The sequence below is a fragment of the Gordonia araii NBRC 100433 genome (assembly GCF_000241265.1).
GTDB lineage: Bacteria > Actinomycetota > Actinomycetes > Mycobacteriales > Mycobacteriaceae > Gordonia > Gordonia araii.
In genome coordinates this window covers 111,845-136,610 of the sequence record NZ_BAEE01000048.1, presented here as the reverse complement: position 1 = coordinate 136,610, position 24,766 = coordinate 111,845, and the positions used below count along the sequence as shown (strand labels likewise).

At 68.4% G+C, this 24,766-nt stretch carries 19 protein-coding genes; 13 read left to right on the top strand and 6 right to left on the bottom strand.

The genetic code is table 11. The features are described 5' to 3' along the window. The first annotated feature begins 72 nt into the window (after positions 1-72). The 5 genes from GOARA_RS08755 (at position 73) to GOARA_RS08735 (ending at position 5,902) form a co-directional block, all read left to right on the top strand. A complete protein-coding gene (locus tag GOARA_RS08755; protein ID WP_280985234.1) occupies positions 73-1,488 on the top strand; it encodes a sugar porter family MFS transporter in 1,416 nt (471 codons plus the stop codon). Beyond that, positions 1,485-2,561, top strand: a complete 1,077-nt coding sequence (locus GOARA_RS08750) for an N-acetylglucosamine-6-phosphate deacetylase (protein WP_007321986.1) — start codon at positions 1,485-1,487, stop codon at positions 2,559-2,561. The genes GOARA_RS08755 and GOARA_RS08750 overlap by 4 nt, the downstream gene beginning before the upstream one ends. 74 nt (positions 2,562-2,635) lie before the next feature. After that, the gene (locus GOARA_RS08745) at positions 2,636-3,925 is read left to right on the top strand and encodes an MFS transporter (protein ID WP_083834833.1); all 1,290 of its coding nucleotides are present in this window, start codon (positions 2,636-2,638) and stop codon (positions 3,923-3,925) included. A 10-nt stretch (positions 3,926-3,935) separates the two neighbouring features. Further along, the gene (locus tag GOARA_RS08740) at positions 3,936-5,435 is read left to right on the top strand and encodes an ATP-dependent DNA ligase (protein WP_040522405.1); all 1,500 of its coding nucleotides are present in this window, start codon (positions 3,936-3,938) and stop codon (positions 5,433-5,435) included. A 227-nt stretch (positions 5,436-5,662) separates the two neighbouring features. After that, on the top strand, positions 5,663-5,902 hold the full coding sequence (locus GOARA_RS08735) for a hypothetical protein (RefSeq protein ID WP_007321983.1): 240 nt from the start codon (positions 5,663-5,665) through the stop codon (positions 5,900-5,902). Between the two features lie 66 nt (positions 5,903-5,968). Here the strand turns inward: GOARA_RS08735 and GOARA_RS08730 are convergent, their stop codons facing one another. From GOARA_RS08730 to GOARA_RS08715, 4 genes are all read right to left on the bottom strand, one after another. Then, the gene (locus tag GOARA_RS08730; RefSeq protein ID WP_007321982.1) at positions 5,969-6,541 is read right to left on the bottom strand and encodes a LemA family protein; all 573 of its coding nucleotides are present in this window, start codon (positions 6,539-6,541) and stop codon (positions 5,969-5,971) included. A gap of 63 nt (positions 6,542-6,604) precedes the next feature. Beyond that, entirely contained in the window at positions 6,605-8,425 is a 1,821-nt protein-coding gene (locus GOARA_RS08725) for a DUF2207 domain-containing protein (RefSeq protein WP_007321981.1), read from the bottom strand. 77 nt (positions 8,426-8,502) lie between these two features. After that, a complete protein-coding gene (locus GOARA_RS08720) occupies positions 8,503-9,078 on the bottom strand; it encodes a DUF937 domain-containing protein (RefSeq protein ID WP_007321980.1) in 576 nt (191 codons plus the stop codon). A gap of 58 nt (positions 9,079-9,136) precedes the next feature. Beyond that, a complete protein-coding gene (locus GOARA_RS08715; RefSeq protein WP_007321979.1) occupies positions 9,137-10,111 on the bottom strand; it encodes an alpha/beta hydrolase in 975 nt (324 codons plus the stop codon). Between the two features lie 329 nt (positions 10,112-10,440). Here GOARA_RS08715 and gltB point away from each other — a divergent pair, with 329 nt between their 5' ends. From gltB to GOARA_RS08695, 4 genes are all read left to right on the top strand, one after another. Then, complete coding sequence (gltB, locus tag GOARA_RS08710) at positions 10,441-15,051, top strand: glutamate synthase large subunit (RefSeq protein WP_007321978.1); 4,611 nt, start codon at positions 10,441-10,443, stop codon at positions 15,049-15,051. Further along, positions 15,044-16,495: a glutamate synthase subunit beta gene (locus tag GOARA_RS08705; protein ID WP_007321977.1), complete on the top strand. Its 1,452-nt coding sequence runs from the start codon at positions 15,044-15,046 to the stop codon at positions 16,493-16,495. The genes gltB and GOARA_RS08705 overlap by 8 nt, the downstream gene beginning before the upstream one ends. A 412-nt stretch (positions 16,496-16,907) precedes the next feature. Then, complete coding sequence (locus tag GOARA_RS18930; protein ID WP_007321976.1) at positions 16,908-18,188, top strand: DUF6777 domain-containing protein; 1,281 nt, start codon at positions 16,908-16,910, stop codon at positions 18,186-18,188. A 108-nt stretch (positions 18,189-18,296) separates the two neighbouring features. Beyond that, positions 18,297-19,187 carry a cutinase family protein gene (locus GOARA_RS08695; protein WP_007321975.1) on the top strand — a complete coding sequence of 297 codons (891 nt, stop codon included), beginning with the start codon at positions 18,297-18,299 and terminating at the stop codon, positions 19,185-19,187. 17 nt (positions 19,188-19,204) lie between these two features. On the opposite strand, the gene GOARA_RS08690 is transcribed toward GOARA_RS08695, so the two are convergent. Next, the gene (locus tag GOARA_RS08690) at positions 19,205-19,417 is read right to left on the bottom strand and encodes an RNA-binding S4 domain-containing protein (protein ID WP_007321974.1); all 213 of its coding nucleotides are present in this window, start codon (positions 19,415-19,417) and stop codon (positions 19,205-19,207) included. 78 nt (positions 19,418-19,495) lie between these two features. Here GOARA_RS08690 and rraA point away from each other — a divergent pair, with 78 nt between their 5' ends. From rraA to GOARA_RS08675, 3 genes are read left to right on the top strand one after another with little or no spacing between them, the layout of a single operon-like run. After that, positions 19,496-19,990, top strand: a complete 495-nt coding sequence (rraA, locus tag GOARA_RS08685) for a ribonuclease E activity regulator RraA (protein WP_007321973.1) — start codon at positions 19,496-19,498, stop codon at positions 19,988-19,990. Positions 19,991-20,014: 24 nt separating this feature from the next. Next, positions 20,015-21,568: a succinic semialdehyde dehydrogenase gene (locus GOARA_RS08680; RefSeq protein WP_007321972.1), complete on the top strand. Its 1,554-nt coding sequence runs from the start codon at positions 20,015-20,017 to the stop codon at positions 21,566-21,568. A gap of 17 nt (positions 21,569-21,585) precedes the next feature. Further along, positions 21,586-22,011 (top strand): hypothetical protein, encoded by a 426-nt coding sequence (locus tag GOARA_RS08675; protein ID WP_007321971.1) that lies wholly within the window; start codon positions 21,586-21,588, stop codon positions 22,009-22,011. Positions 22,012-22,217: 206 nt separating this feature from the next. Here GOARA_RS08675 and GOARA_RS08670 read toward each other — a convergent pair whose 3' ends face one another. After that, a complete protein-coding gene (locus GOARA_RS08670) occupies positions 22,218-22,940 on the bottom strand; it encodes a DUF6474 family protein (RefSeq protein ID WP_007321970.1) in 723 nt (240 codons plus the stop codon). Positions 22,941-23,088: 148 nt separating this feature from the next. Between GOARA_RS08670 and GOARA_RS08665 the strand changes: the two genes are divergently transcribed. Beyond that, a complete protein-coding gene (locus tag GOARA_RS08665; RefSeq protein WP_245548394.1) occupies positions 23,089-24,750 on the top strand; it encodes a TM0106 family RecB-like putative nuclease in 1,662 nt (553 codons plus the stop codon). Positions 24,751-24,766: the final 16 nt, after the last annotated feature.

Sequence of the window (24,766 nt, the reverse complement as noted above, 5' to 3'; positions counted from 1 at the left end):
GCCGAGACCCGGAACGGGCTCGCGGGCGGGGAAGTATTCTGTCGCGATTGGCAACGAACTGCGGAGGCGCGCGTGAGAAGTCGACTGGGTCTGCTGGTGGCGGTAGCCGCGGCGAGCATGGGCATCGTCTACGGCTACGACCAATCCAACATCGGTGCGGCCATGGAGTACGTCGGCGCCGAGTTCACCCTCGACGACACCGGTAAGCAATGGCTGTACACGATCGCCGTGATCGGCTCGATCATCGGCGCCCTCGTCGCGGGCCCGCTGGCCAATCTGATCGGCCGCAAGAAGTCGATGATCGCGGTGGCCGTCGGCTACGGCCTGTTCGCCGTGTTGTCGGGCATCGCACCCAACTTCGCGTCGCTGCTCGGCGTGCGCTTCCTGCTCGGCATCACCGTCGGCATCTCCCTCGTCGTCGTTCCGGTGTTCGTCGCCGAGTCGGCCCCGGCGCGCACCCGCGGCGCGATGCTCGTCGCGTATCAGATGACCACGATCATCGGCATCATCTTCGGCTTCGTCATCGGCTACTTCCTCGCCGGCCACGCCGCGTGGCGGTGGATGCTCGGTTTGGCCCTCGTGCCGTCGATCCTGGTGATCGTCATGCTGGTGCGTCTGCCGGACACTCCCCGATGGCTCCTGGCCCAGAACCGCCCGGCACAAGCGCGCGAGGCGCTGCGGGCCATCGACCCCGACGCCGACGTCGAGGCGGAGATCGCCGAGATGCAGGCGGCGTTGCAGGAGGAGTCCGGCGGTCGCCTCGCCGAGATGGTGCGCAGGCCATGGTCGAGGGCAACGGTTTTCGTGCTCGGGCTGGGCTTTCTGATTCAGATCACCGGGATCAACGCGGTCGCGGTGTACGGGCCGCGGCTGTTCGAGTCGATGGGCTACACCGACGACTTCGGAAAGCTGCTGTTGCCCGCGCTCGTCCAGGTGTACGGGCTCCTCGCCGTGATCCTCGCGCTGCGCTGGGTCGACCGCGTCGGGCGGCGGCCGCTGCTGCTCGGCGGGATCTTCGCGATGATCGTCGCGACCGGAATCCTGATCGCCGTCTATGTGGCGGAGGACGGCGGCGATGCCAAGCTGCTGTGGGGATTCACCGGCCTGGCGCTGTTCACGATGGGCTTCTCCTTCGGGTTCGGCGCACTGGTCTGGGTGTACGCGGGCGAGAGCTTCCCGGCGCGGCTGCGATCCTACGGATCGTCGGCGATGCTGACCTCCGACCTGGTCGCCAACGCGATCGTCGCGCAGTTCACCCTGACGCTGATCAACAGCCGGATCGGCGGTGCGGGCACCTTCGCGATCTTCGGGGCCTTCGCGGTTCTCGCCTTCTTCTTCGTCCTCCGACTGGCGCCCGAGACCAAGGGCCGCACCCTGGAGGACATTCAGCACTACTGGGCCGACGGCGCCAAGTGGACCGGGCGCGAAGACGCCGCGGTGCACCAAGATGCTGCGCTTGCCGAGCGGGAGCGGGCGTCGCGGCCGTGACCGAACGCGTGGTCACCGCCGCGCGCCTCGTCTTCGACGGCGAGGTGCTCGAGCCGGGGTGGCTGCGAATCGTCGACGGGACGATCGTCGACGGCGGGGGCGGGTCTCCGTCGGCGGCCATCGCGGGCACGATCGTGCCGGGTTTCGTCGACCTGCACTGCCACGGGGGCGGCGGCTACAACTTCACCGACCCGGATCTGGAGAAAGTGCGCGCCGCGCTGGCCTTCCACGCCGAGGGCGGCAACGCGGCGACGATGCTCAGCCTGGTCACCGCACCGGCCGACGTCCTGCTCGCCCAGGTGCGTCGGCTGGCACCGCTGGCGGCGTCGTCCGAGGCGCTCGGTATCCACCTCGAAGGTCCGTGGCTGGCTCAATCCCGTTGTGGTGCACAGGACCCCCGTTCGATGCGATTGCCCGACCCGGTCGAGATCGAGGCACTCCTCGCCGCCGGCGACGGCACCATCGCGATGGTGACCATCGCACCGGAGCTGCCCGGAGCACTGCCGGCGATCGACCGGTTCGTCGAGGCCGGCGTCGTCGTCGCGATCGGGCACACCGACGCCTCCTACGAGCAGACGTCGGCGGCGATCGACCGCGGCGCCACCGTCGGCACCCATCTGTTCAACGGGATGCGGCCGTTCGCGCACCGGGACCCCGGGCCGGTGCTCGCCCTGCTCGACGACGAGCGGGTGGCGGTCGAACTCATTGGCGACGGTGTCCACGTCGATCAGCGCGTCGTCGACTCGCTGGCGCGACGCATCGGTCCGCACCGCGTCGCCCTCGTATCCGACGCGATGGCAGCCGCCGGGATGGCCGACGGGCCGTATCGGCTTGGTGCGCTCGACGTGACGGTGCACGAGGGGGTGGCGCGGTTGTCGGGAGGAGACACCATCGCCGGGGGAACGTCGACGATGGCCGATCTCTTCGAACGGTTCTGTCCGCCCACGGTCGCGGACCCGGCGTCTTTGCGCGCCGGGATCGAGGTGACGTCGACGACTCCGGCGCGAGTGCTCGGGCGCGACGACCTGGGAGTGCTGCGCATCGGCGCACCCGCCAGCTTCGCCGTCGTCTGAAATTGCGGGCCGGTATTGTCCTGTCGGTGACTGAGATCCAGCAGGTTCCGCGTCGACGGATCGTCGTCGCGTCGATGGTCGGCACCACCATCGAATTCTTCGACTTCTACATCTACGCGACGGCCGCGGTCTTCGTCTTCCCCAAGCTGTTCTTCCCGTCGGGCAACCAGACCGCCAGCCTCCTGGCTTCCTTCGCGGTGTTCGGCGTCGCGTTCGTCGCGCGGCCCGTCGGGTCGGTCCTGTTCGGGCACTTCGGCGACCGCATCGGGCGCAAGGCGACATTGGTCGGCTCGCTGCTCACCATGGGAATCGCGACCTTCGTCATCGGTCTGCTCCCGACCTTCGAGGCCATCGGCTACGTCGCGCCGATCCTGCTGGCATTGCTGCGCTTCTGCCAGGGAGTCGGGCTGGGCGGCGAGTGGTCCGGGGCCGCGCTGCTGGCGACGGAGACCGCGGAGGAGGGCAAGCGCGGCTGGGCGGCCATGTGGCCCCAGTTGGGCGCGCCGCTCGGGTTCCTGCTCGCCAACGGCGTCTATCTGGCGATGATGGTGGGCATGGGGTTCGACAAGAACTCCTCGCCGGCCGACCACCCGTTCTACGTCTGGGGCTGGCGCGTGCCCTTCCTGGCGAGCGCGGTCATGGTCATCGTCGGCCTCTACGTGCGCCTCCGGCTCGCCGAGACGCCCGTCTTCACCGCGGCGGTCGAGGCGGGGGAGAAGGTCCGCACTCCGCTGGCCGCGGTATTGCGCACTTCGTGGCGGCCGCTGATCCTGGGCACCTTCATCATGCTGGCCACCTACACGCTCTTCTACCTGATGACCGCGTGGGCCAGCTCGTACGGGACCCAGAAGTCCACGGCCGAACACACGACGAATCTCGCGATCGCGCCGACCAGATTCATCGAGCTGCAACTGATCGCGGTGCTGTTCTTCGCGGCGTTCATCCCCGTCTCCGGCCGGCTCGCCGACCGGATGGGCCGCAAGCCGGTGTTGATCGCCATCACGATCGGCATCATCGCCTTCGGCTTCACCTTCAACCAGGTGATCGGCCCCGACGTCGCCTCCGAGGCCACGATGCTGGGCTTCCTGATCGTCGGCATGACGTTGATGGGGCTCACGTTCGGGCCGATGAGCGCCGTGCTGCCCGAACTCTTCCCGACCAACGTCCGCTACACCGGCTCGGGCATCTCGTACAACGTCGCCTCCATCCTCGGTGCCGCGGTCGCGCCGTTCATCGCGACCGCGCTCGCGGCGAGTCACGGCGTCGGGGCGGTCGGTATCTATCTGGCCATCGCGGGCGCCATCACGCTCGTCGCGCTGATCCTCGCCCCGGAGACGCGCGACGTGGAGCTGACCCGGTTGTGACATGAGTGCGCTGCCGCTGGCCGAAGTCGTCGCGACGTCCGAGCGCGTCGGCGCCACCCGTTCGCGCACCGAGAAGACGGCGGCGATCGCCGAGTTGCTGCGCCGGGCGGACGCCGACGAGATCGCGACGGTGACGTCGTGGCTGTCGGGGGAGTTGCCGCAGGGGCGCATCGGGGTCGGTTGGGCGAGTCTGCGCAACCTCAGCGATCAGGCGGCGTCCGCCGAGTCCGTCCTCACCGTCGCCGGCGTCGACGAGACCTTCACCCGTATCTCCGAGCTGCGCGGTCCCGGGATGGCGCGCGCCCGCAGCGACCTCATCGTCGGATTGTTCGGGGCGGCCACCGATACCGAACAGCGCTTCCTGCGCGGGCTGCTGTCGGGCGAGATCAGGCAGGGCGCGCTGGCGGGAGTCGTCACCGACGCGGTCGCCGTGGCGACCGGAATCGGCAAGGACGAGGTACGGCGCGCGGTCATGCTGACCGGGTCGCTGCCGCAGACGGCACTCCTGGCCGCCGTCGGCGGTGCCGAAGCGCTGGCCGAAGTGACCATGGTCGTCGGGCGGCCGGTCGCGCCGATGCTGGCGACACCCGCCGAGTCGGTCGACGCGGCGTGGGAGGAACTGGGCCCGCGGGTCGTCGTCGACGCCAAGTACGACGGGGCGCGCATCCAGGTCCACCGCGACGGCTCCGAGATCGCCGTCTTCACCCGCTCCCTGCGGGAGATCACCGGCGCCGTGCCGGAGGTCGTACGGCTCGTCGGCAAATTACCTTGCCGCACAATCATTCTCGACGGCGAGACCCTCGCCATCACCGAAGACGGAAAGCCGAGGCCGTTCCAGGAGACGATGAGCGGTTTCGGTTCTGACGGCGCGCTCCGGCCCTATTTCTTCGATTGTCTGCACCTCGACGGTCGGGATCTGATCGACGAACCGCTGCACGCGCGCCTCGCCGCGCTCGAGTCGGTCGCCTCGGGTCTGCGGATACCCAGCCGCGAGGTACACGATGCTCGGGAGGTCCGGACCTTCTTCGAGTCGTCGGTCGCCGCCGGGCACGAGGGCGTGATGGTGAAGTCGCCCGACGGACTGTATGCCGCGGGGCGGCGAGGAAGGTCGTGGCAGAAGATCAAACCGGTCCACACCTTCGATCTGGTGGTGCTGGCCGCCGAATGGGGGTCCGGCCGGCGACGCGGATGGCTGTCGAACATCCACCTGGGCGCCCGTGATCCCGATGACGGGCCGCCGATCATGGTGGGCAAGACCTTCAAGGGGATGACCGACAAGCTGCTGCAATGGCAGACCGAAGAGTTTCCGAAGCACGAGGTAGAGCGCGACCAGCACACCGTCTACCTGCGCCCCGAGCTCGTCGTCGAGGTCGCGGTCGATGGCGTCCAGCGCAGTTCGCGTTACCCGGGCGGGCTAGCGCTGCGCTTCGCCCGAGTGATCCGCTATCGGCCGGACAAGACGCCGGCCGAGGCCGACACCATCGCCGACCTCGCCAGACTCGGCCCCTGAAACGCCGAGTGGGCACCTGACCCACGCCGAGTGGGCACCTCACCCCTGCCGAGTGGGCACCTCACCCCTGCCGAGTGGGCACCTCACCCCCGTCGAGTGGGCACCTGACCCACGCCGAGTGGGCACCTCACCCACGCCGAGTGGGCACCTCGCCTAGGCCGAGTGGACGGCAGGAATCCAGCATCTATGACCCGGAGCGCTGGCTGAACGCGGGTTAGGGTGAGGCTATGACACCGGAAAAGGCGGCGGATGCCGCATGGTCGGCAGCGGCGACGCTTGTGCTCGTCGTGCGTGTGTTGGCAACGATCGCGACCGTGCTGACCGTGCTCGCGTGGGTGGTGATGGCCGTTCGCAACTCGTTGAACAACGTGTGGCTCTGGCCGGCGGTCGGGTCGATCATCGCGTTGCTCGTGAGCACCTGGCTCTACGGCTGGCTGCGCGTGCGCTATTCAAGCTCGGATTCTTAGCGCCCAGGTGCCCACTCGGCACAGGTGAGGTGCCCAGTCGGCGTGGGTGGGGTGCCCAGTCGGCGGCTAGAACTGGACCTGCGGCGGGGCCTGCTGGCCTTCGGGTGCCTGGTAGAAGTCGCGCGCCTTCACCCCGGCAATGCCGCCGAAGAACATCCACGGAATCGTCTGGACCAGCTGGTTGAGGCGGGACACCGCGTCGTTGTAGAACTGCCGGGCGAAGCTCAGCTTGTTCTCGGTGTCGCTGAGTTCGTTCTGCAGCTGGATGAAGTTCGTCGACGCCTTGAGGTCGGGGTAGTTCTCGGCGACGGCGAACAGTCGGCCCAACGCACCGGTCAGGCCCTGATCGGCCGCGGCCTTCTGCTCGACCGTGCCGTTCTGCGCCGCCTGCGCGACCGCGCCGCGGGCCCGCGCGACCTCTTCGAAGACGCCGCTCTCGTGAGCGGCATAGCCCTTCACGGTGTTCACCAGGTTCGGGATCAGGTCGGCCCGTCGGGTGAGCTGGACATCGATGCCGCCGAGCGCCTCCTGGGCGGCGATGTCGGCCTTGCGCAGCTTGTTGAAGCCGGTGATGCCGAACAGCACGAGTGCGCCGATCAGTACCACGAGGATGATCAAAACGATCGCGCCGATAGTCACGTCCGTTGCCTTTCGTCGGGTCTCGGGTTTGAGATTACTGCCTGATGAGGCGAGGTGTCGGGCTTACCAGGAGCCGCCGCCACCGCCGCCTCCGCCGCCCCCGGAGAAGCCCCCGCCGGAGAAGCCTCCGCCGCTGCTGCTCGACGACGCCTGGCTGGCGGTGTACGCCGAGATCGACGACGAGAGGCTCGACTCGAAACTGTCGATCCCGCCGGGTCCGGAGAGCAGCATCGCCGACACCGGAGCGCCGTGGGGGGTGACGATCCATGAAGGTGTCGGGGGCTCGGTGCCCATCGCCATGCGGTACTTGTTGGCCCAGGCCGCGGCCGCGCCGAAGGCGACCGCGTACGGGATGAACGACGTGTACAGGTCCTTGCGCGCGCTGAAGTCCAGCCGCTCCTTGTTCGACGGCGTCGACAGCAACCGCTCGAAACCGCCCGCGCGCGACCAGATGTCGCGGCCGAGCAGGGTGCGGCGGGTGCCGACGCCGGGCAGCATGAGCCCGATCCCGCCGATCACGAAGGCGGCCAACGGCAGCACGACTAGCGAGAATGGGTACAGCTTGAACAGGAAGAGGACGCCGCAGAGGATTAAGCCGAGGCCGACCAGCGTCCGGCCGATCGTCTCGAACGCGCTGCGGGTGATGGCGCCGGACTGCACACCCCAGATCTTCACCGCCTCGGTGACCGAGGACTGCGCCCCCTGGAGTTTCTCGCCCGCGTCGACCGAGCCGTCGGCCTTGAACGTCCGTCCGGTGTCGGTGATGCCGAGTTTGCGGCCGACGGCCTGACTGACGGGATCGGCCTGCGACCACCGCTGGGCGTCGGCGTCGGAGACGACGGTGAAATCGCCGTTGTCCTCACGCACGATGTGTACGAGTTTCTGCTCGGCCAGGAACAGCAGCGTGGCGGTCAGACCCTTGACCGGCGACGTCTCCCTGGTGACGTAGTAGGTCTGCACCGGGGAGAGCGTCGTGTTGGTGCGCGGGTCGGTCGGCGGTTCGAACATGACCGGCAGCAGCGGGATCTCCTCGCGACTGCGCCACGTCCAGAACAGCCCGATTCCCAAGCCGATCGCCGACACCAGCAGGATCAGGATGACGAGCGGCAACGATCGCCCGAGCACGGGGTCGAGGCGGACCGACCACGGCACGGTCGTGCGCTTCGGCGGTGCCATGTCCAGGTCGGCGAGCACCGCGACGCCGTTGTGCGAGCCGAGTCGGCCCGTCGTCACCTCGATGGTCTGCGGGTCGGCCGCGCGGTCGGTGCAGGGATCGTTGTTGCTGGTGGCGCACGAGTAGTTGGTCGTCTTGGCGGGCAGCCGGACCGTCACCTTCGACGCCTCGATCGGCATCGACCACCCGTCGGAGACGACGCGCCACCGGAACCGTGCCTTCTCGCGATCACCCCAGCTGGAGGTGACCTCGCCGTCGCCGGGCCGGGAGTTCGCCGGTTCGAGCACCCCGTTGATCGTGTAGGTGAGTGTGTAGACGTGGGTGCCGCTGTCGACGTAGCGGTCGGCCGACCCGATCTTGGCGACGTGGAAGCGTTTGCCGCGCTCCCACTGAGTGGTGAACGGCTCGGGGTGACCGTCCATGGTCACCCGGAGGTCCTTGGGCATGTAGCGCACGCGCGGGTTGGACGAGTCCGCGACGTCGAAGTACCGGAAGATGCCGTGGCGCCCGAAGGGGAACTCGGTGGTCAGCTTCTCTTCGGCATGCAGGGTGCCCTTGTCGTCGACGGTGTAGACGGCCTCGTAGTTGCTGATCCGCACCGGGTCGGTGGATCCGCTGCCGTCGTCGCCGGTCAGCCCCAGTGGCACGGGGAGCAGCAGCCCGATCGCCGTGAGGAGGGCGACCAGGAAGGAGAGGAAGACGCGACGCACTATCGCAGCCTAATACCAACGGCCGCCGCGTTCGGTCAGGAACGCGACGGCCGTTTGGTCGGAACGAAGGTCGGCGACTACTTCTTGCCGCCGAGGATGCCACCCAGGATGCTGCCGAGTGCGCCGCCTGCGCCGCCGGCCTGCTGCTGGCCGCCACCGCCACCGAGGACGCTGCCCAGGATGCTGCCCAGGCCACCGGCACCGCCTGCGCCGCCGCCACCGCCGAGCGCACCACCCAGGATCTGGCCCAGTGCGCCGCCCGCGCCGCCGGCCTGCTGCTGCTGGCCGCCACCCTGCCCGCTCATGAGCTTCTGCGTTACGAAGGCGATGACCAGCGGGGCCAGCATTGGCATGACCTTCTTGATCAGATCAGAGTTGACACCGGCCGGTGCCTGGCCGGCCGCGGCCTTCGCCACGTCGTCGGTCTTGTCGCCGAACAGGCCCTTGACCACGCCGTCGCCGTCGCCGTCGTCGGCCGCCTTGGTCAGGTCCTCCGGCGCCGGACCGTCGGTCTCGGCGTGGGCCTGCAGTCCGGCCAGCAGGGTCGGCACGGCCTGTGCGACCGCGGCACCGGCCGTCGACTCGTCGACGCCGAGCTTCGAGGCGATGTCGCCGACCGGAATGGACTTCAACAGGTCATCAAGTTCAGACACGGGGTCTCCTTTGTTGTGGCGCCGAGGCAGGGTTTGAGGTCCGCGGTCGCCGGTGGGTTCATGCTACCGAACGAAGGAATCTCGCTGCTTCACTTACGGCGTGACGGGATTCGGGGGTGAGCATCGGGAACATCTGGAAAACGTGCCCTTGGTCGGGCCACGCCTGCAGTTGAGAGTCGGCGCCGGCCGCGACCAGAGCGGCGTGCAGGAAGTGGGCGTCGTCGGCCATCACCTCGCGCGCCCCGACCTGGATGAGCGTCGGCGGAAGGTCACCGGTCGGGCGCAGCCGCACCGTCATCCGCGGATGATCGGCCGGTTGTCCGCCGGTGTACATGTTCAAGAAGTGCTGTCCGGCCCTCGCGGTGATGATCGGATCCTTGAGTCCGCGCGCTTCGCGCGCCATCGCCAGGCCGAAGGTCGGATCCATCAGCGGGGAGAACAGCACCATCGCCCGGGGCTGCGGCCGCGACGCCGCCTGGTTGCTCGCCAGCAGGTCCATCGCCAGATGACCGCCAGCCGAGTCGCCGGCGACGACGATGTTCTCCGCGCGGTAGCCCTGGTCGAGCAGCCACTCGTATCCCCGCACGGTGTCGTCGCCCGCCGCGGGGAACTGGTGTCGGGGTGCCAGACGGTAGTCCAGGGAGAAGGCGACGCGATCGGTGCGGCGCGAGAGCCGGGAGACCAGGCCCCGGTGGGTGCGCGGGCTGCAGATCACGTATCCGGACCCGTGCAGGTAGTAGATGACCCCGGTGTCGGCGACACGGCGCTGCCCGACGCCGGGACCCCACACCCATTCACCGCGGACCTCGCCGCCCCCGGCGCGACTGCGCACGGTTTCGGTCAGCGTGCCGGTCGGGACCGGGCTCGCCAGGTTCAGCGCCTGGTTCACCATCGGGCGCAGCGCCCGGACCATCTGCGGCGATCCTAGTTTGGTGATGTTGAACGTCGGGTTGGCGACGCGGGTCAACGATCCGTTGATGGCGCGGGCCCGAAGCGAACCGCGGGCGCCCGGGGCGCCAGTATTCACGCTCACAAATTCTGACTGTAGCGCCTGCCGAGCAAGTGCTTGGGTAACTTGGCGGGTTGTGTTAGCCGCCAGCTAGCGCGATCGGTGTGTCGATCGGCGGCGGAACCGCGAAATACCTGTGAATTTTCGACGAAACATGCAGGTCATGGATACGAAACCTAATCGTCGCCGAATCCGATTTCCCGTCGTGGGCAATCGCGTGGGAGAATGGCTGAACATCTGAATCGTCAGCAACGACGCTGGCCACCGCCGCGCAGCCCGCGGCGGGAACTCACCCACAGTCCAATTGTTTGGGGTGCTCAGCGTCGCGCACCGTTCGAGTGCAAGGGGCGACCATGCAGCATGCTCCGGGACCCATCGGTCTCTACGATCCAGCCAACGAACACGACGCATGCGGCGTCGCGTTCGTCGTCGACATGCACGGCCGCAAGAGCCGCGACATCGTCGAGAAGGCGATCACCGCACTGGTCAACCTCGAACACCGAGGCGCGGCCGGCGCCGAGCCGAACACCGGTGACGGCGCGGGCATCCTGATCCAGACCCCCGACGCCTTCTTCCGCGACGTCGTGGACTTCGACCTCCCCGAAGAGGGGGCCTACGCCACCGGCCTCGCTTTCCTCCCGCAGGGCAGCGGCGACGCGAAGAACGCCGTCGAAGGCGTCGACAAGATCGTCGAGTCCGAGGGCTTGACGGTGCTCGGGTGGCGCGACGTCCCCATCGACGACTCCTCGATCGGCGCCTTGGCTCGTGACGCCATGCCGACCTTCCGGCAGGTGTTCATCGCCGGCGCGAGCGGCGACGACCTCGAGCGCAAGGCCTACATCGTGCGCAAGCGCGTCGAGCACGAGCTCGGCAACAAGGGAGCGGGGCAGGGCGCCGAGGCGTCGGGCACCGTGTACTTCCCGAGCCTGTCGGGGCGCACTTTCGTCTACAAGGGCATGCTGACGACCCCGCAGCTGCGCGGCTTCTACCTCGACCTGCAGGACGACCGCGTCGTCTCGGCCCTCGGCCTGGTGCACTCGCGGTTCTCCACCAACACCTTCCCGAGCTGGCCGCTGGCCCACCCGTACCGCCGCGTCGCCCACAACGGTGAGATCAACACCGTCAACGGCAACGAGAACTGGATGCGCGCACGCGAGGCGCTCATCGACATGTCGCACTTCGGTGGCGAGAGCGGCGACGACACCGTGGCCGACCGGATCTTCCCCGTCTGTACGCCGGGGGCGTCGGACACCGCGCGCTTCGACGAGGCGCTCGAGCTGCTGCACCTGGGCGGCCGCAGCCTCCCGCACGCGGTCTTGATGATGATTCCCGAGGCGTGGGAGCGCCACGAGTCGATGAAGCCCGAGCACCGCGCGTTCTACGAGTACCACTCGGCGCTCATGGAGGCCTGGGACGGGCCGGCCTCGGTGTGCTTCACCGACGGCACCGTCATCGGCGCCGTGCTCGACCGTAACGGTCTGCGCCCCTCGCGCATCTGGGTGACCAAGGACGGTCTGGTCGTCCTCGGGTCCGAGGTCGGCGTCCTCGACATCGACCACGCCGACGTCGTGCAGAAGCTGCGACTCCAGCCGGGCAAGATGTTCCTCGTCGACACCGCGCAGGGCCGGATCGTCGACGACGTCGAGATCAAGGACGAACTGGCCGCCGAGCACCCGTACGCGCAGTGGCTGGCCGACAACCAGATCAACATCACCGATCTGCCCGCGCCCGAGCACATCCACATGTCGCACAAGCGGGTCGCCCACCGGCAGCAGTTGTTCGGCTACACCAACGAAGATCTGAACATCCTCGTCAAGCCGATGGCTGCGACCGGCGCGGAGGCGATCGGGTCGATGGGCACCGACACCCCGGTGGCGGTTCTCTCGGCGCGCTCGCGACTGCTGTTCGACTACTTCCAGCAACTGTTCGCCCAGGTCACCAACCCGCCGCTGGACGCCATCCGCGAGGAGGTCGTGACCAGCCTCGGACAGCGGATCGGCGGCGAGCGCGACCTGCTGCACCCGACGCCGGAATCGGCGAAGCAGATCGTGCTGCCCAGCCCGATCATCGACAACGACGACCTGCGCCGCCTCATCACGATCGACGGTGAGAAGACCGGGTTCCCGTCGGTCCACATCCACGGCCTCTACCCCGTCGCCGAGGGCGGCGCCGGACTGCGTCGCGCCCTCGACGAGGTGCGCGCGAAGGTGTCGGCGGCGATCTCCGACGGCGCCCGCCTGATCATCCTGTCCGACCGCGAATCGGATGAGACGCTCGCGCCGATCCCGTCGCTGCTGCTGACGTCTGCCGTCCACCACCACATGGTGCGGGAGAAGACGCGCAGCCGGGCGAGCCTCGTCGTCGAATCCGGCGACGCCCGCGAAGTGCACCACATGGCGCTGCTGATCGGCTTCGGCGCGTCGGCGATCAACCCGTACATGGCCTTCGAGTCGATCGAGGACATGCTGGAATCCGGCGTGATCAACGGCGCGACCGGCGATCACGCGTCGGACTTCGCCACCGCCCGCGCGAACTACATCAAGGCCGCGGGCAAGGGCGTGCTCAAGGTGATGAGCAAGATGGGCATCTCGACCGTCCCGTCGTACAACGGCGCCCAGTTGTTCCAGGTCATCGGGCTGAGCCAGGAGACCTGCGACGAGTTCTTCACCGGGTGCAACAGCCAGCTCGACGGTATCGGGCTTGACGAGATCGCCGAGGAGGTGGCCGCGCGTCACCACCTGGCCTTCCTCGACCGGCCGGCGGAGTGGGCCCACCGCGAGCTGGAGGTCGGCGGCGAGTACCAGTGGCGCCGCGAGGGCGAGTACCACCTGTTCAACCCGGAAACGGTGTTCAAGCTGCAGCACTCCACCCGCACCGGCCAGTACGACGTCTTCAAGGAGTACACCGCGCTCGTCGACGACCAGTCGCGACGGCTCGGCACGCTGCGCGGGCTGTTCGACTTCAAGTTCGGCGACCGCGACCCGATCCCGATCGACAAGGTCGAGCCGGCGAGCGAGATCGTCAAGCGGTTCTCCACCGGCGCGATGAGCTACGGCTCGATCTCGGCGGAGGCCCACGAGACGCTCGCGATCGCGATGAACCGGCTCGGCGGCCGCTCGAACTCCGGTGAGGGCGGCGAGGATCCGCGGCGCTTCAGCCGCGACGAGAACGGCGACTGGCGCCGGTCGGCGATCAAGCAGGTGGCGTCGGGCCGCTTCGGCGTGACCAGCCACTACCTGAGCAACTGCACCGATATCCAGATCAAGATGGCCCAGGGCGCCAAGCCGGGTGAGGGCGGCCAGCTGCCGCCGCACAAGGTGTACCCGTGGGTGGCCGAGGTGCGCGGTTCGACGCCGGGCGTCGGGCTCATCTCGCCGCCGCCGCACCACGACATCTATTCGATCGAGGATCTCGCACAGCTGATCCACGACCTGAAGAACGCCAACCCCGAGGCGCGCATCCACGTGAAGCTCGTCTCCGAGCTGGGCGTCGGCACGGTCGCGGCGGGCGTCTCCAAGGCGCACGCCGACGTCGTGCTGATCTCCGGTCACGACGGCGGCACCGGGGCGAGCCCGCTGACGTCGCTCAAGCACGCCGGCGCGCCGTGGGAGATCGGGCTGGCCGAAACCCAGCAGACGCTGCTCCTCAACGGATTGCGCGACCGCATCGTCGTGCAGGTCGACGGTCAGCTCAAGACCGGGCGCGACGTGGTCATCGCCGCGCTGCTCGGCGGCGAGGAATTCGGTTTCGCGACCGCTCCGCTGGTCGTCTCCGGCTGCATCATGATGCGCGTCTGCCACCTCGACACGTGCCCGGTGGGCGTCGCAACGCAGAACCCGCTGCTGCGCGAGCGCTTCACCGGTAAGCCGGAGTTCGTCGAGAACTTCATGCTCTACGTCGCCGAGGAGGTGCGCGAACTGCTCGCGCGCCTGGGCTTCCGCACCCTGCAGGAGGCGGTCGGGCAGGTGGAGGCCCTCGACACCTCCAAGGCGCTGGCGCACTGGCAGAACTCGAAGGCGGGCAAGCTGGACCTGAGCCCGATTCTGGCCGAGCCCGAATCGCCGTTCATGAACCAGGACCGCTACTGCTCGGGCCGCCAGGACCACGCGCTGGACAAGGCGCTCGACCAGGAACTCATCGCCCAGTGCCGGGAGGCGATCGACACCGCGACCCCGGTCTCGGTCTCGATGGGGATCAGCAACGTCAACCGCACGGTCGGGACGATGCTCGGTCACGAGGTCACCAAGGCGCACGGCGCGCACGGCCTGCCCGACAACACGATTCAGATCGCGTTCACCGGGTCGGCGGGCAACAGTTTCGGCGCCTTCCTGCCCAGCGGCATCACGATGCGGCTGCAGGGCGATGCCAACGACTTCGTCGGCAAGGGACTGTCGGGCGGGCGCATCGTCGTGCGCCCCACCGAAACGATGCCCGACGACTACGTCGCCGAGAACAACATCATCGCCGGCAACGTCATCGGCTTCGGCGGTACCTCGGGCACCGTCTACCTGCGAGGCATCGTCGGCGAGCGGTTCTGCGTCCGCAACTCCGGCATCACCGCCGTCGTCGAGGGCGTCGGGGACCACGCGTGCGAGTACATGACCGGTGGCCGGGTGATCGTGCTCGGCGCCACCGGCCGCAACGTTGCTGCCGGCATGTCGGGCGGTATCGCCTACTTCTACGACCCGGACAACCGTCTGGTCGAGAACCTCAATCCCGAACTGGTGGACATCGAGCAGTTGGGCGACGACGACGTCGCCTTCCTCGCGGCGACGGTCGCGGACTACCGCGACGAGACCGGTTCGCCGGTCGCCGCTGCGATCCTCGCGGATTTCGACGCCCAGCGCGTCCACTTCCGCAAGGTGATGCCCCGGGACTACAAGCGGGTCCTACTCGCCATCGAGGCCGCCGAGCGCGACGGCCGCGATGTCAACGACGCGATCATGGAGGCGGCAAATGGCTGACACGCGCGGATTCCTCAAGCACACCGAGCGTGAGCTCCCGGAGCGACGTCCCGTCGAGCTGCGACTGCTCGACTGGAAAGAGGTCTACACCGACTTCGACAAAGACACCCTGCGCACGCAGGCGAGCCGCTGCATGGACTGCGGTGTGCCGTTCTGCCACAACGGGTGCCCGCTGGGGAACCTGATTCCGGAGTGGAACGACCTCGTCTACCGCGACCGCTGGCACGAAGGCATCGAGCGGCTGCACGCGACCAACAACTTCCCGGAGTTCACCGGGCGGCTGTGCCCGGCGCCGTGTGAGTCGTCGTGTGTGCTCGGCATCAACCAGCCGGCGGTCACCATCAAGCAGGTCGAGGTCGAGCTGATCGAGAACGCCTTCGAGACCACCGGGGTGGAGCCGGTTCCGCCGACCGTACGGACCGGCAAGTCGGTGGCCGTCGTCGGGTCCGGACCGGCCGGCCTGGCCGCCGCCCAGCAGCTCACCCGCGCCGGACACGCGGTGACGCTGTTCGAGCGCGCCGACCGGATCGGCGGGCTGCTGCGCTACGGCATCCCCGAGTTCAAGATGGAGAAGCACTACATCGACCGCCGTCTCAAGCAGATGGAAGCCGAGGGCACCGTGTTCCGTCCCGGCGTCAACGTCGGCGTCGACGTGACGGTCGAGCAGCTGCGCGACGAGTTCGACGCGGTGATCCTGGCCGTGGGCTCGACGATCGGGCGCGACCTGCCGATCCCGGGCCGCGAACTCGACGGCATTCACCAGGCGATGGAGTTCCTGCCGCAGGCGAACCGCGTGCAGTTCGGCGAGACGGTCGAGGGCCAGATCACCGCCAAGGGCAAGAAGGTCGTCATCATCGGCGGCGGTGACACCGGAGCCGACTGCCTCGGTACGTCGTTGCGCCAGGGCGCCGAGATCGTCCACCAGTTCGAGATCATGCCGCGACCGCCGGGCGAGCGCGCCGCGTCGACGCCGTGGCCGACCTACCCGCTCATGTACCGGGTGTCCTCGGCGCACGAGGAGGGCGGCGAGCGCGTGTTCAGCGTGAACACCGAGGAATTCCTCGGCTCCGACGGCAAAGTCGCCGGCCTGCGCGCCCACGAGGTGAAGATGGTCAACGGCCGGTTCGAGAAGGTCGAGGGCAGCGACTTCGACCTCGAGGCCGATCTGGTGCTGCTCGCGATGGGATTCGTCGGCCCCGAGCGCGGCGACCTGCTCGACAAGCTCGGCGTCGAATACGACGGCCGCGGCAACGTCAAGCGCGACGACGACTTCTCCTCGACGGTGCCCGGCGTGTTCGTCGCCGGGGACGCCGGGCGCGGCCAGTCGCTGATCGTGTGGGCGATTGCCGAAGGCCGCTCCGCCGCGGCCGCGGCCGACCGCTACCTCACGGGGTCGACCGATCTGCCCTCACCGATCGTGCCGACGCAGGTCGCCCAGCGATAGATCCGCGGGTGGTGAGTGCTCGAATATCCGCCGAGAACAACCCGCTTCGGTGGTCGAGTGCTTCCGAGGCGCTAGCCGAGGAAGTGTATCGAGACCTGGTGAGACGAGATGTCAACGCGCTCAATGGAGTTGGCATGACACCTCACGGGGTCTCGATACACCGACGTCGCAAGCTCCGTCGGCACTCGACCACCGAGGGGATACACCGACGTCGCAAGCTCCGTCGGCACTCGACCACCGAGGGCAGGAGTCGGCAACTCCGCATACGTCGGTGCCCGAAGCCGAAGTCATCCGCGAGGCATTGTGGACGGCGCTCGCGGCCGATTCACCTGGAGGACGCTGAGACGGCGGGTCGGCAGCAGCTTCGATATTCTGCACTGCGGCGCAGCAGTGCGACGACGAAGGGTGGGGGATGAGTCAGTTTCCAGACGGCGGGTCGCAGTTTCCGGCACCCGACGGCGGGCAGTGGCCGGTGCAGCCGGGGAATCAGCGCCCCGCGCCCGCACCCGGCTACGCCCAGCCCGGTCAGGCACCGGCCCCGCAGCCGGGCTACGGGTACGCGGCACCGCATCCCGGCCAGCCGGTCGGAGCCCAAGGGCAGCTGCCGCCCGGCAGTGTTCCACCCGGCGTGCCCGGCCCTCCCGGTACCGCACCGTCGCCGGATAGGCGCGTGAGCGTGATCATCGTCTCGGTCATGGCGGTGGTCGTGCTGCTGGCCGGTGTCGTCGGGGTCGGCGCCTGGTACCTCGGCTTCTTCGGCACGGGGACGCGTCTGCTCGCATCGACGGCGATGGCCCCCGGACAGTTCGTCTCGGGGAAGCCGGCCGTCGTCGTCGGCAGCGTTCTGGACCGGTCCAAGCAGCGGTCGGGGAGGCCGGACCGGAACGGTACGGTCAGCGGCACCGACCGAGGCCTGTACGCGGCTGCGACCACCAGACTGACCTGTGAAGTCGGACCCCTCGTCAGCGGCTTGGAGTCGGATACCGCCCGGCGATCGGCTTTCGCCTCGGTCATGGGATCGTCACCGACCCAGGTCGTCGCGGACACGCTCAACATGGCCTCGCTGGTGCTCTTGCACGACACCAAAGTCGCCGCCCATTCCTACGTCGACGGCAAGGTCGAGGCGTACCAGGCGGTACTGGAGGCGGGCACCCCCGTCCTCGTCGACGCGTCCGGGATGCCGCGCGTGCGGTGTTCCGGCGGCGTGCCGCTGGGTGCACCGGAATCCGGTGCGAAGGTTCCGCGCTCGGGGGAGTGGTCCGGCTACTCGGCGTCGAAGGTCGTCACCGTCACGCCGGGCGGCACCGCGTCCGGATTCGACGCCGTGGATGTCGACAAGGGCGCGTTCACCACGATTCCCCTCGGTCTGTTCACCACGGATCTGAAAGGAACCTGGACGTCCACGGCGAGCTGGAACTCCGACCAGGCGGTGACGCTGGAGTTGGAGAGCTCGTTGAAGTTCGACGGGAAGGTGACCTACGGGAACCCCTACTCGAGCAGGGTGAAGGCGTGCATCATGACTCTCGCCGAACAGCGACGGGAGCCGGGCAAGGTGTTCGGGCGCCTGCTCAGCGTCACACCGCGGAAGGGTTGCTTGAGCCAGGAAGTCGTCCTGGCCGTCCGCGACAACACGGTGGACTACGAACTGCCGACCTCCAAGACGTCCTCGCTGCGCTTCACCAAGAGGTCCTGACGGCCGCCCGGCTGGTCGCTGACCAGCCCGTTCGGCAGGCACGCGGCGACATTTGCCGTTACCATTTCGTTGTTCGTCCGAGATACGGCCAAGTGCGGAGGGGACGCGATGAGAACCATTCTTCGTCGTGCGGCGCTGGCAGTCGCGGGGCTGGCGGCGATCGGTGTCGCGGCGGCGCCGCCCGTGGCCAGTGCCCAGCCGGGTGACTGTCCGCGCCTCTACGTCCTCGGGTTGGCCGGAACGTGGGCCCAGGGCCCCGGCGTACTCGGCGGCGTCACCGGCGGGCTCGGCCCGGGCATCAGGGTCGACTACGTGAGCTACAGCCGGACCGCGTTCCCGTTCGAGAAGGGCGGGCGCGTCTACGGCAAGTCCAAAGCCCAGGGCGTCGACAACGCACGCGGCATGGCGCTGGCGATGACGCGCAGATGCCCGGGAACACGCGTGGCGCTGGTCGGCTACAGCCAGGGCGCCGACGCCGCTGGCGACCTCGCCTCCGAAGTCGGCACCGGGCTGTCCCCGCTGCGTCCTGGCCAGATCGCCGGTGTCGTGCTGCTGGCCGACCCGCGGCGCTCGCGGGCGGATCAACTTATCGGACCGCCGCTGTCGGGACAGGGCAGCGGAGGGCCGCGGTTCAACGGATTCGGCCATCTGCACCGGAAGGTGTTCACGATCTGCGAGCCGTCGGACATGTACTGCAACGTGCCGCGCGAGTACTACATCACCCGGATCGTTGGTTTCCTCGCCCAAGTCACCAATCCGACGCCGCAGCAGATGCTGTCCTACGCAGGCGAGGCGGCGGCGATCTTCAACGAGATGCTGACCCTGGGCGGTCCGGGACGGATCGTTGCCGAACTCTCGAATGCCAAAGCGCGCCAGCAGATCACGTCGTTCATGAGCTTCTTGCGATCTGGTGCGCACGGCCGCTACGGAACCTTCGAGGTCCGACCCGGGGTCACCGCGGTGCAGTGGGCGCACAACCATCTCAACCGGATCGGCTGAGCCAACGGTCACCGGCGCTAGGGTGCCACCACTTTCGCCGAATACTGCGCGAACTCCACCACGTCGCCGTCGACGAGTTGACGGCCACGGCGACGCTCGACGTCGCCGTTGACGCGGACAAGGCCGTCGGCGATCACCGCCTTGGCGTCCGAGCCCGAGTCGATGAGGTTGGCCAGCTTCAAGAACTGTCCGAGTTTGATCGAATCGGTGTCGATGGGTACCTCGTCCATGTACCCAGTTTAGTTCCGTCGATCGCCGGCCCAGCGCCGGAGGGTTACGCGCCGGTAGGACTTGGTTAGGATTCACTCATGACCAACTCTGGGCCAGAATTCGTCCCCACCGCCGACCTGGTCGACCAGATCGGATCCGATGTCCGCAGCTGTGACACCCAGTTCCGCCGATTCGGTCAGCGCGAGACCTTCGTCGGGAAGGTGACGACCGTCCGCTGCTTCCAGGACAACGCACTGCTCAAGGAGGTCCTCGGCGAGGACAATCCGGGCGGCGTCCTGGTGATCGACGGCGACGCGTCGGTGCACACCGCGCTGGTCGGCGACCTCATCGCCGAGCGCGCCCGCACCCACGGGTGGGTGGGATTGGTCGTCAACGGTGCCATCCGCGACGCTGCCACCATCGACGGCATGGACATCGGTGTCAAAGCCCTGGGCACCAACCCGCGTAAGTCCACCAAGTCCGGCGCAGGCGAGCGCGACGTTCCCGTCGAGTTCGGCGGCGTCACGTTCCGCCCGGGCGACACCCTCTACTCCGATGCCGACGGCATCGTTCTCGTCGCACCCGACGCCTAATCCGAACCCCGCTAGGAGAACGCAATGCCTGCACCCTCGCCCGCCGTTTTCGACCGGTTGAACAAGCTCGTCGCGATCGACCCCAAGGCCAAGCGAAAGACCCGTCCGATCCTGGAAGCCTTCAGCGGCAAGGAGATCGCGAAGATCCCCGTCGGCACGGCGAAGGACCTGCAGGATGCCGTCGCGGCGGCACGGGTGGCGCAGGAGGGCTGGGCGGCGCGCACACCGAAGCAGCGCGCGGATGTCCTGTTCGAGTTCGCCCGCCTGGTCCACCGCGACGCCGACGCGCTGATGGACATGGTCCAGGCCGAGTCCGGCAAGGCCCGCCAGTACGCGCAGGAAGAGGTGCTCGACGTCGCGCTCACCGCGCGTCACTACGCGGGCACCGGACCGGCGGCGCTGGCCGAGCACAAGGTCAAGGGCATGATCCCGGGTGCCACGAGCGTGCGCGTCCGGTACCAGCCCAAGGGCGTCGTCGGCGTCATCTCGCCGTGGAACTATCCGCTGACCCTGGCGGTCTCGGACGCGGTGGCGGCCCTGCTCGCGGGTAATGCCGTCGTGATCAAGCCCGACAGCCAGACGCCGTACTGCGCGCTCTCGGCGGCCGAGCTGCTGTACGAAGCGGGACTGCCCCGCGAGCTGTTCGCCGTCGTGCCGGGACCGGGCAGCGTCGTCGGGCAGGAGATCGTCGCGCAGACCGACTACGTCATGTTCACCGGGTCGTCGGCGACCGGCGCCACGCTGGCGTCGCAGGCGGGCAAGCGCCTGATCGGTTTCTCGGCGGAGCTGGGCGGCAAGAACCCGCTGATCGTCACCGCGAACGCCGACCTCGACCAGGCGGTGCCGGGAGCGGCGCGCGCCTGCTACTCGAACTCGGGTCAGCTGTGCATCTCGATCGAGCGCATCTACGTCGAGAAGCCGATCGCCGACGAGTTCACCAAGCGATTCGCCGCCTACGTCGACGACATGAAGCTCGGGGCGGCCTACGACTTCTCGGTCGACATGGGCTCGCTGGCGTCGGCGGCACAGGTCGAGACGGTGCAGGCGCACCTCGACGACGCGGTCAAGAACGGCGCGAAGGTGCTGGCCGGTGGCAAGCGCCGCGAAGACCTCGGCCCGTTCTTCTTCGAGCCGACGGTGCTGACCGGCGTGAGCGATGCGGCGACCTGCTACCGGGCGGAGACCTTCGGTCCGCTCGTCGCCGTGTACCCGGTCGACTCCGTCGACGAAGCCGTCAAGCTCGCCAACGACACCGAGTACGGCCTCAACGCCAGCGTCTTCGCCGGCAGCAGCGCCGAGGCTAATGCGATCGCCGACCAGTTGCGCGCCGGGACCGTCAACATCAACGAGGGCTACGCGGCCGCGTGGGGATCGACGGCGGCGCCCATGGGCGGCATGGGGATCTCCGGCGTCGGTCGCCGCCACGGCGAGGAGGGCCTGCTGAAGTACACCGAGCCGCAGACGGTCGCCGAGCAGCGCTTCATCGGCATCGACGGCATGCCAGGCGTGCCGCAGAGCGTGTTCCTGAAGCTGACTCCGAAGATCATGGAATCCTTGAAGTTCCTGCCGGGCCGATAGTCGAAACGAGGACGATGATGCCCATAACGAACGTGCGCCGGATCGGCACTGCGGTCGCCGTGACGACGGTGATCGGAGCAGGCCTCGCCGCTCCGGCCGGGGCGCTGCCCGGTCTTCCCGCGCCGAATCCGGCGGCCTCGGTGCGGTTGGCCGACTGGTACGGAACGGCGTGGGCGGTCACGATCGCCTCGCCGGACAACGGCGGCTATCTACTCACGCACGACAAGGGCCGCAGCGCCGTCGTCCTCGAGCAGCGCAGCGTCAAATACCGGAAGAAGAAGGGCACGCCGTGGAAGCGGCTGGCCATCGCTCGCCGCGGGTCGGCGCCGGTGTGGGGGCAGTGGACGCGGCTGCACGGCTTCGACGGTAAGCAGTTCCGTCTGTGCCGCCTGGCTCCCAACGGGAAGCAGTGCACCGCCTACAGCGGCGTCATCGTTCCGTAGGTCGACCCTGGGACGTCGTTGGTCTCGATACAACCGCTCCTGCGTCGCGGTCACTCGACCACCATCGATACAACCGCTCCTGCGTCGCGGTCACTCGACCACCATCGATACAACCGCTCCTGCGTCGCGGTCACTCGACCACCATCGATACAACCGCTCCTGCGTCGCGGTCACTCGACCACCGTCGGAGCGTGCCCGAGGGTCCGTCAGGAGGCGGTAACTCCCAGTCGCGCGAGGATGTCGGCGTCGATCGCCGAGAGTTCGTTCCCGATGGCGCGGTGCGCGTTCTTGCGCGCCCCCGGTGACATCGACTCAGCCGCGTCGACGGCGACGGACAGATTGGCGAGCCGCTCGTCCATCTTCGTGGCGAAAGTTGCCGCATCGGGGCTGGTGTCGGTCAGCGTGAGGCTGTGCAGCGACCCCTGCGTTGTCGCGATTCGCGCTGCCAGCGGTGCGCCCTTGCCGGAGAACTGACGCAGCGTTTCCGGTGCCACCCCGACGCGCGCGGCTTGCAGATCGCCGAGTTTCTCGCGGAGGACGACCGCGCCGCGATAGACGAGGGGCCCGGCGACCGGTGCCACCACCCGGCCGATCGACAGGGCGCGCCGCGCGTTCTTCGGCGTGAGCTTCTTCTTCTTTGCCGCCGCCTCGATCTCGGCGGTGCGCGCCTTGGCGTCGGCGATCGCCGCTTTCGACTCGTGCTTCGACTTGCGAGTCTCGCTGCGCAGTGCGCGCTTCTGGGCCCGATCGGCCCGCTTCTCGGAGCGACGCTGGTCGCGCTTGACCGCCCGCTCGCCGCGCTTGCGCTCGGCGCGGCGCTCCTTGGCGTCGTACTTGGCTTCGAACTTGGCGCGCTTGCGCATGGCCTTCTTCTGGGCGCGGCGCTCGGCGCGGCTCGGCTTCTGCGTGTCCGAGGAGAACAATCCCATGCGCTCACCCTAAATCATGGCCGGTCGCCGTCGCTGCGCTCGATGTGGTTCTCCACAGCGCCTGCGGTCATTCGGGCTGGACGTCGGACCGATCGGATAACTTGAGAAGCACTCCCGGGGAACCGGGGAGCAGCTGAAAGCGGTGAGTGTGAGCGCGGTGATCCAGAGCCAGGCCGGGGTGTTGTTGACCGCCCGTGACCTGTCCGGGTGCGCGCACCGCCTTTCGCTCGACAACTCCACGGCCGCGCGCGACCTCGGGTTCGTCGCCGAGGACTCCCCGGAGGTCGTGCGCCGCAAAGAGGCGGCCGCCGCGCACCGGGAGAGGGTGTGCGACTTGCTGCGGTCGATCCACAGCGACGAGTCGTCGATGCTGGCCATCGTCGATGACGGACCGCGTGATCGCCGGATCGAACAGACACTCGCTGCTGCGGCCCGCGGCGCGCGCTGGATCTGGAACGCGACGCTGCCCGACGATGCCGCCGGACGCCGCCGAGGCCATAGCGAACTGCTGGTCCACGACGGCGTCGGCTACGTGCCGGTGATCGTGGTGAATCACCGCGTCACACGGGCGGCATCGCGGAAGAACGGCGACGACGAGCCACCGCGGGCGATTCTGACGAGCCCGCTGTGGACGTGGCTGCCATTGCCGGATACGACGCGCACGATGCGGCCCAATCGCCGCGACCAGCAACGGCTGCAACTGCTGACGGAGATGCTCGTCGAGGCCGGGCTGTCGGGCGAGCGCGGACCGACGCAGTGGCTGGCCGGGGTGGTCGGGATGGACGCCGACTGCATCGCGGTGATCGACGTCGGCCCGTTGCGCCAGGAGTTCGCCCAGCTGACGCATGAGCGCCTGGCGATCGTCGACCAGCTGGTGCCGACGCAGCCGAGCAGGATCGGCGAGTGCCGCGATTGTCCCTGGTGGCCCCAATGCGAAGCCGACCTGACCGCGCGCGACGACGTCAGCCTCGTCGTCAACGGCTTAGTCGCACAGACGCTGCGGGAGAACGGCATCTTCACCATCACCCAGCTGGCCGACAGTCGGGTGGATGAGCCGCCCCCCGATTGGCGCAACGGGTCCTTCGCCGACGCGGTGGCGGCCGCACGCTGTTACCGCACCGGTGACGTCATGGTGCGCCGGGCCGAGCAGACCCCGGTCGCGCGCGCTGACGTCGAAGTCGATGTCGACATGGAGAGCTACGGGGAAGACGGCGCCTACCTGTGGGGCACGTTGCTCACCGACCGCACCGACCCGGGGCGTCCCGTGGTGTACCGGCCGTTCGTCACGTGGCGCCCGCTGCCGACGACCGCCGAGGCGGAGTCGTTCGCCATGTTCTGGGCGTGGCTGCACGAGGAGATGGCAGCGGCCGAAGCCGCGGGAAAGAGTTTCGCGGCGTACTGCTATTCCGAGCAGGCCGAGAACCGCTGGTTGCGGGGCTCGGCCGAGCGGTTCGCCGGACTGCCCGGCATCCCGTCGTTAGAAGAGGTCGAGGAGTTCATCGCGTCCCCCCGTTGGGTCGACGTGTATGCCGCGGTCTCGGCGAACTTCTTCTGCCCCAAGGGCAAGGGCCTCAAACGCGTCGCTCCGGTGGCCGGATTCACCTGGCGCGACGACGAGGCGAACGGGGCGGCCTCGATGGACTGGTACGTCGCTGCCGTCGGACTGAACGGGTCGGCGCCCGACGAGACTCAGCGCACCCGCCTGCTGCAGTACAACGAGGACGACGTGTGGGCCACCAAGGTGTTGCGGGAATGGATGGACGGCGACGACGTGAAACGTCTACCGACGATGAGAGATCTGCTGGCCTGAGTCCGGTTGCCCCGAT

What these genes read in the sequence shown, in the direction of transcription:
- GOARA_RS08745 (WP_083834833.1), top strand. Translation starts at nt 2,636, where the DNA reads ATGGTCGGCACCACCATCGAATTCTTCGACTTCTACATCTACGCGACG.
- GOARA_RS08735 (WP_007321983.1), top strand. Translation starts at nt 5,663, where the DNA reads ATGACACCGGAAAAGGCGGCGGATGCCGCATGGTCGGCAGCGGCGACG.
- gltB (WP_007321978.1), top strand. Translation starts at nt 10,441, where the DNA reads ATGCAGCATGCTCCGGGACCCATCGGTCTCTACGATCCAGCCAACGAA.
- GOARA_RS08705 (WP_007321977.1), top strand. Translation starts at nt 15,044, where the DNA reads ATGGCTGACACGCGCGGATTCCTCAAGCACACCGAGCGTGAGCTCCCG.
- GOARA_RS18930 (WP_007321976.1), top strand. Translation starts at nt 16,908, where the DNA reads ATGAGTCAGTTTCCAGACGGCGGGTCGCAGTTTCCGGCACCCGACGGC.
- GOARA_RS08695 (WP_007321975.1), top strand. Translation starts at nt 18,297, where the DNA reads ATGAGAACCATTCTTCGTCGTGCGGCGCTGGCAGTCGCGGGGCTGGCG.
- GOARA_RS08690 (WP_007321974.1), bottom strand. Translation starts at nt 19,417, where the DNA reads ATGGACGAGGTACCCATCGACACCGATTCGATCAAACTCGGACAGTTC.
- rraA (WP_007321973.1), top strand. Translation starts at nt 19,496, where the DNA reads ATGACCAACTCTGGGCCAGAATTCGTCCCCACCGCCGACCTGGTCGAC.
- GOARA_RS08680 (WP_007321972.1), top strand. Translation starts at nt 20,015, where the DNA reads ATGCCTGCACCCTCGCCCGCCGTTTTCGACCGGTTGAACAAGCTCGTC.
- GOARA_RS08675 (WP_007321971.1), top strand. Translation starts at nt 21,586, where the DNA reads ATGCCCATAACGAACGTGCGCCGGATCGGCACTGCGGTCGCCGTGACG.
- GOARA_RS08670 (WP_007321970.1), bottom strand. Translation starts at nt 22,940, where the DNA reads ATGGGATTGTTCTCCTCGGACACGCAGAAGCCGAGCCGCGCCGAGCGC.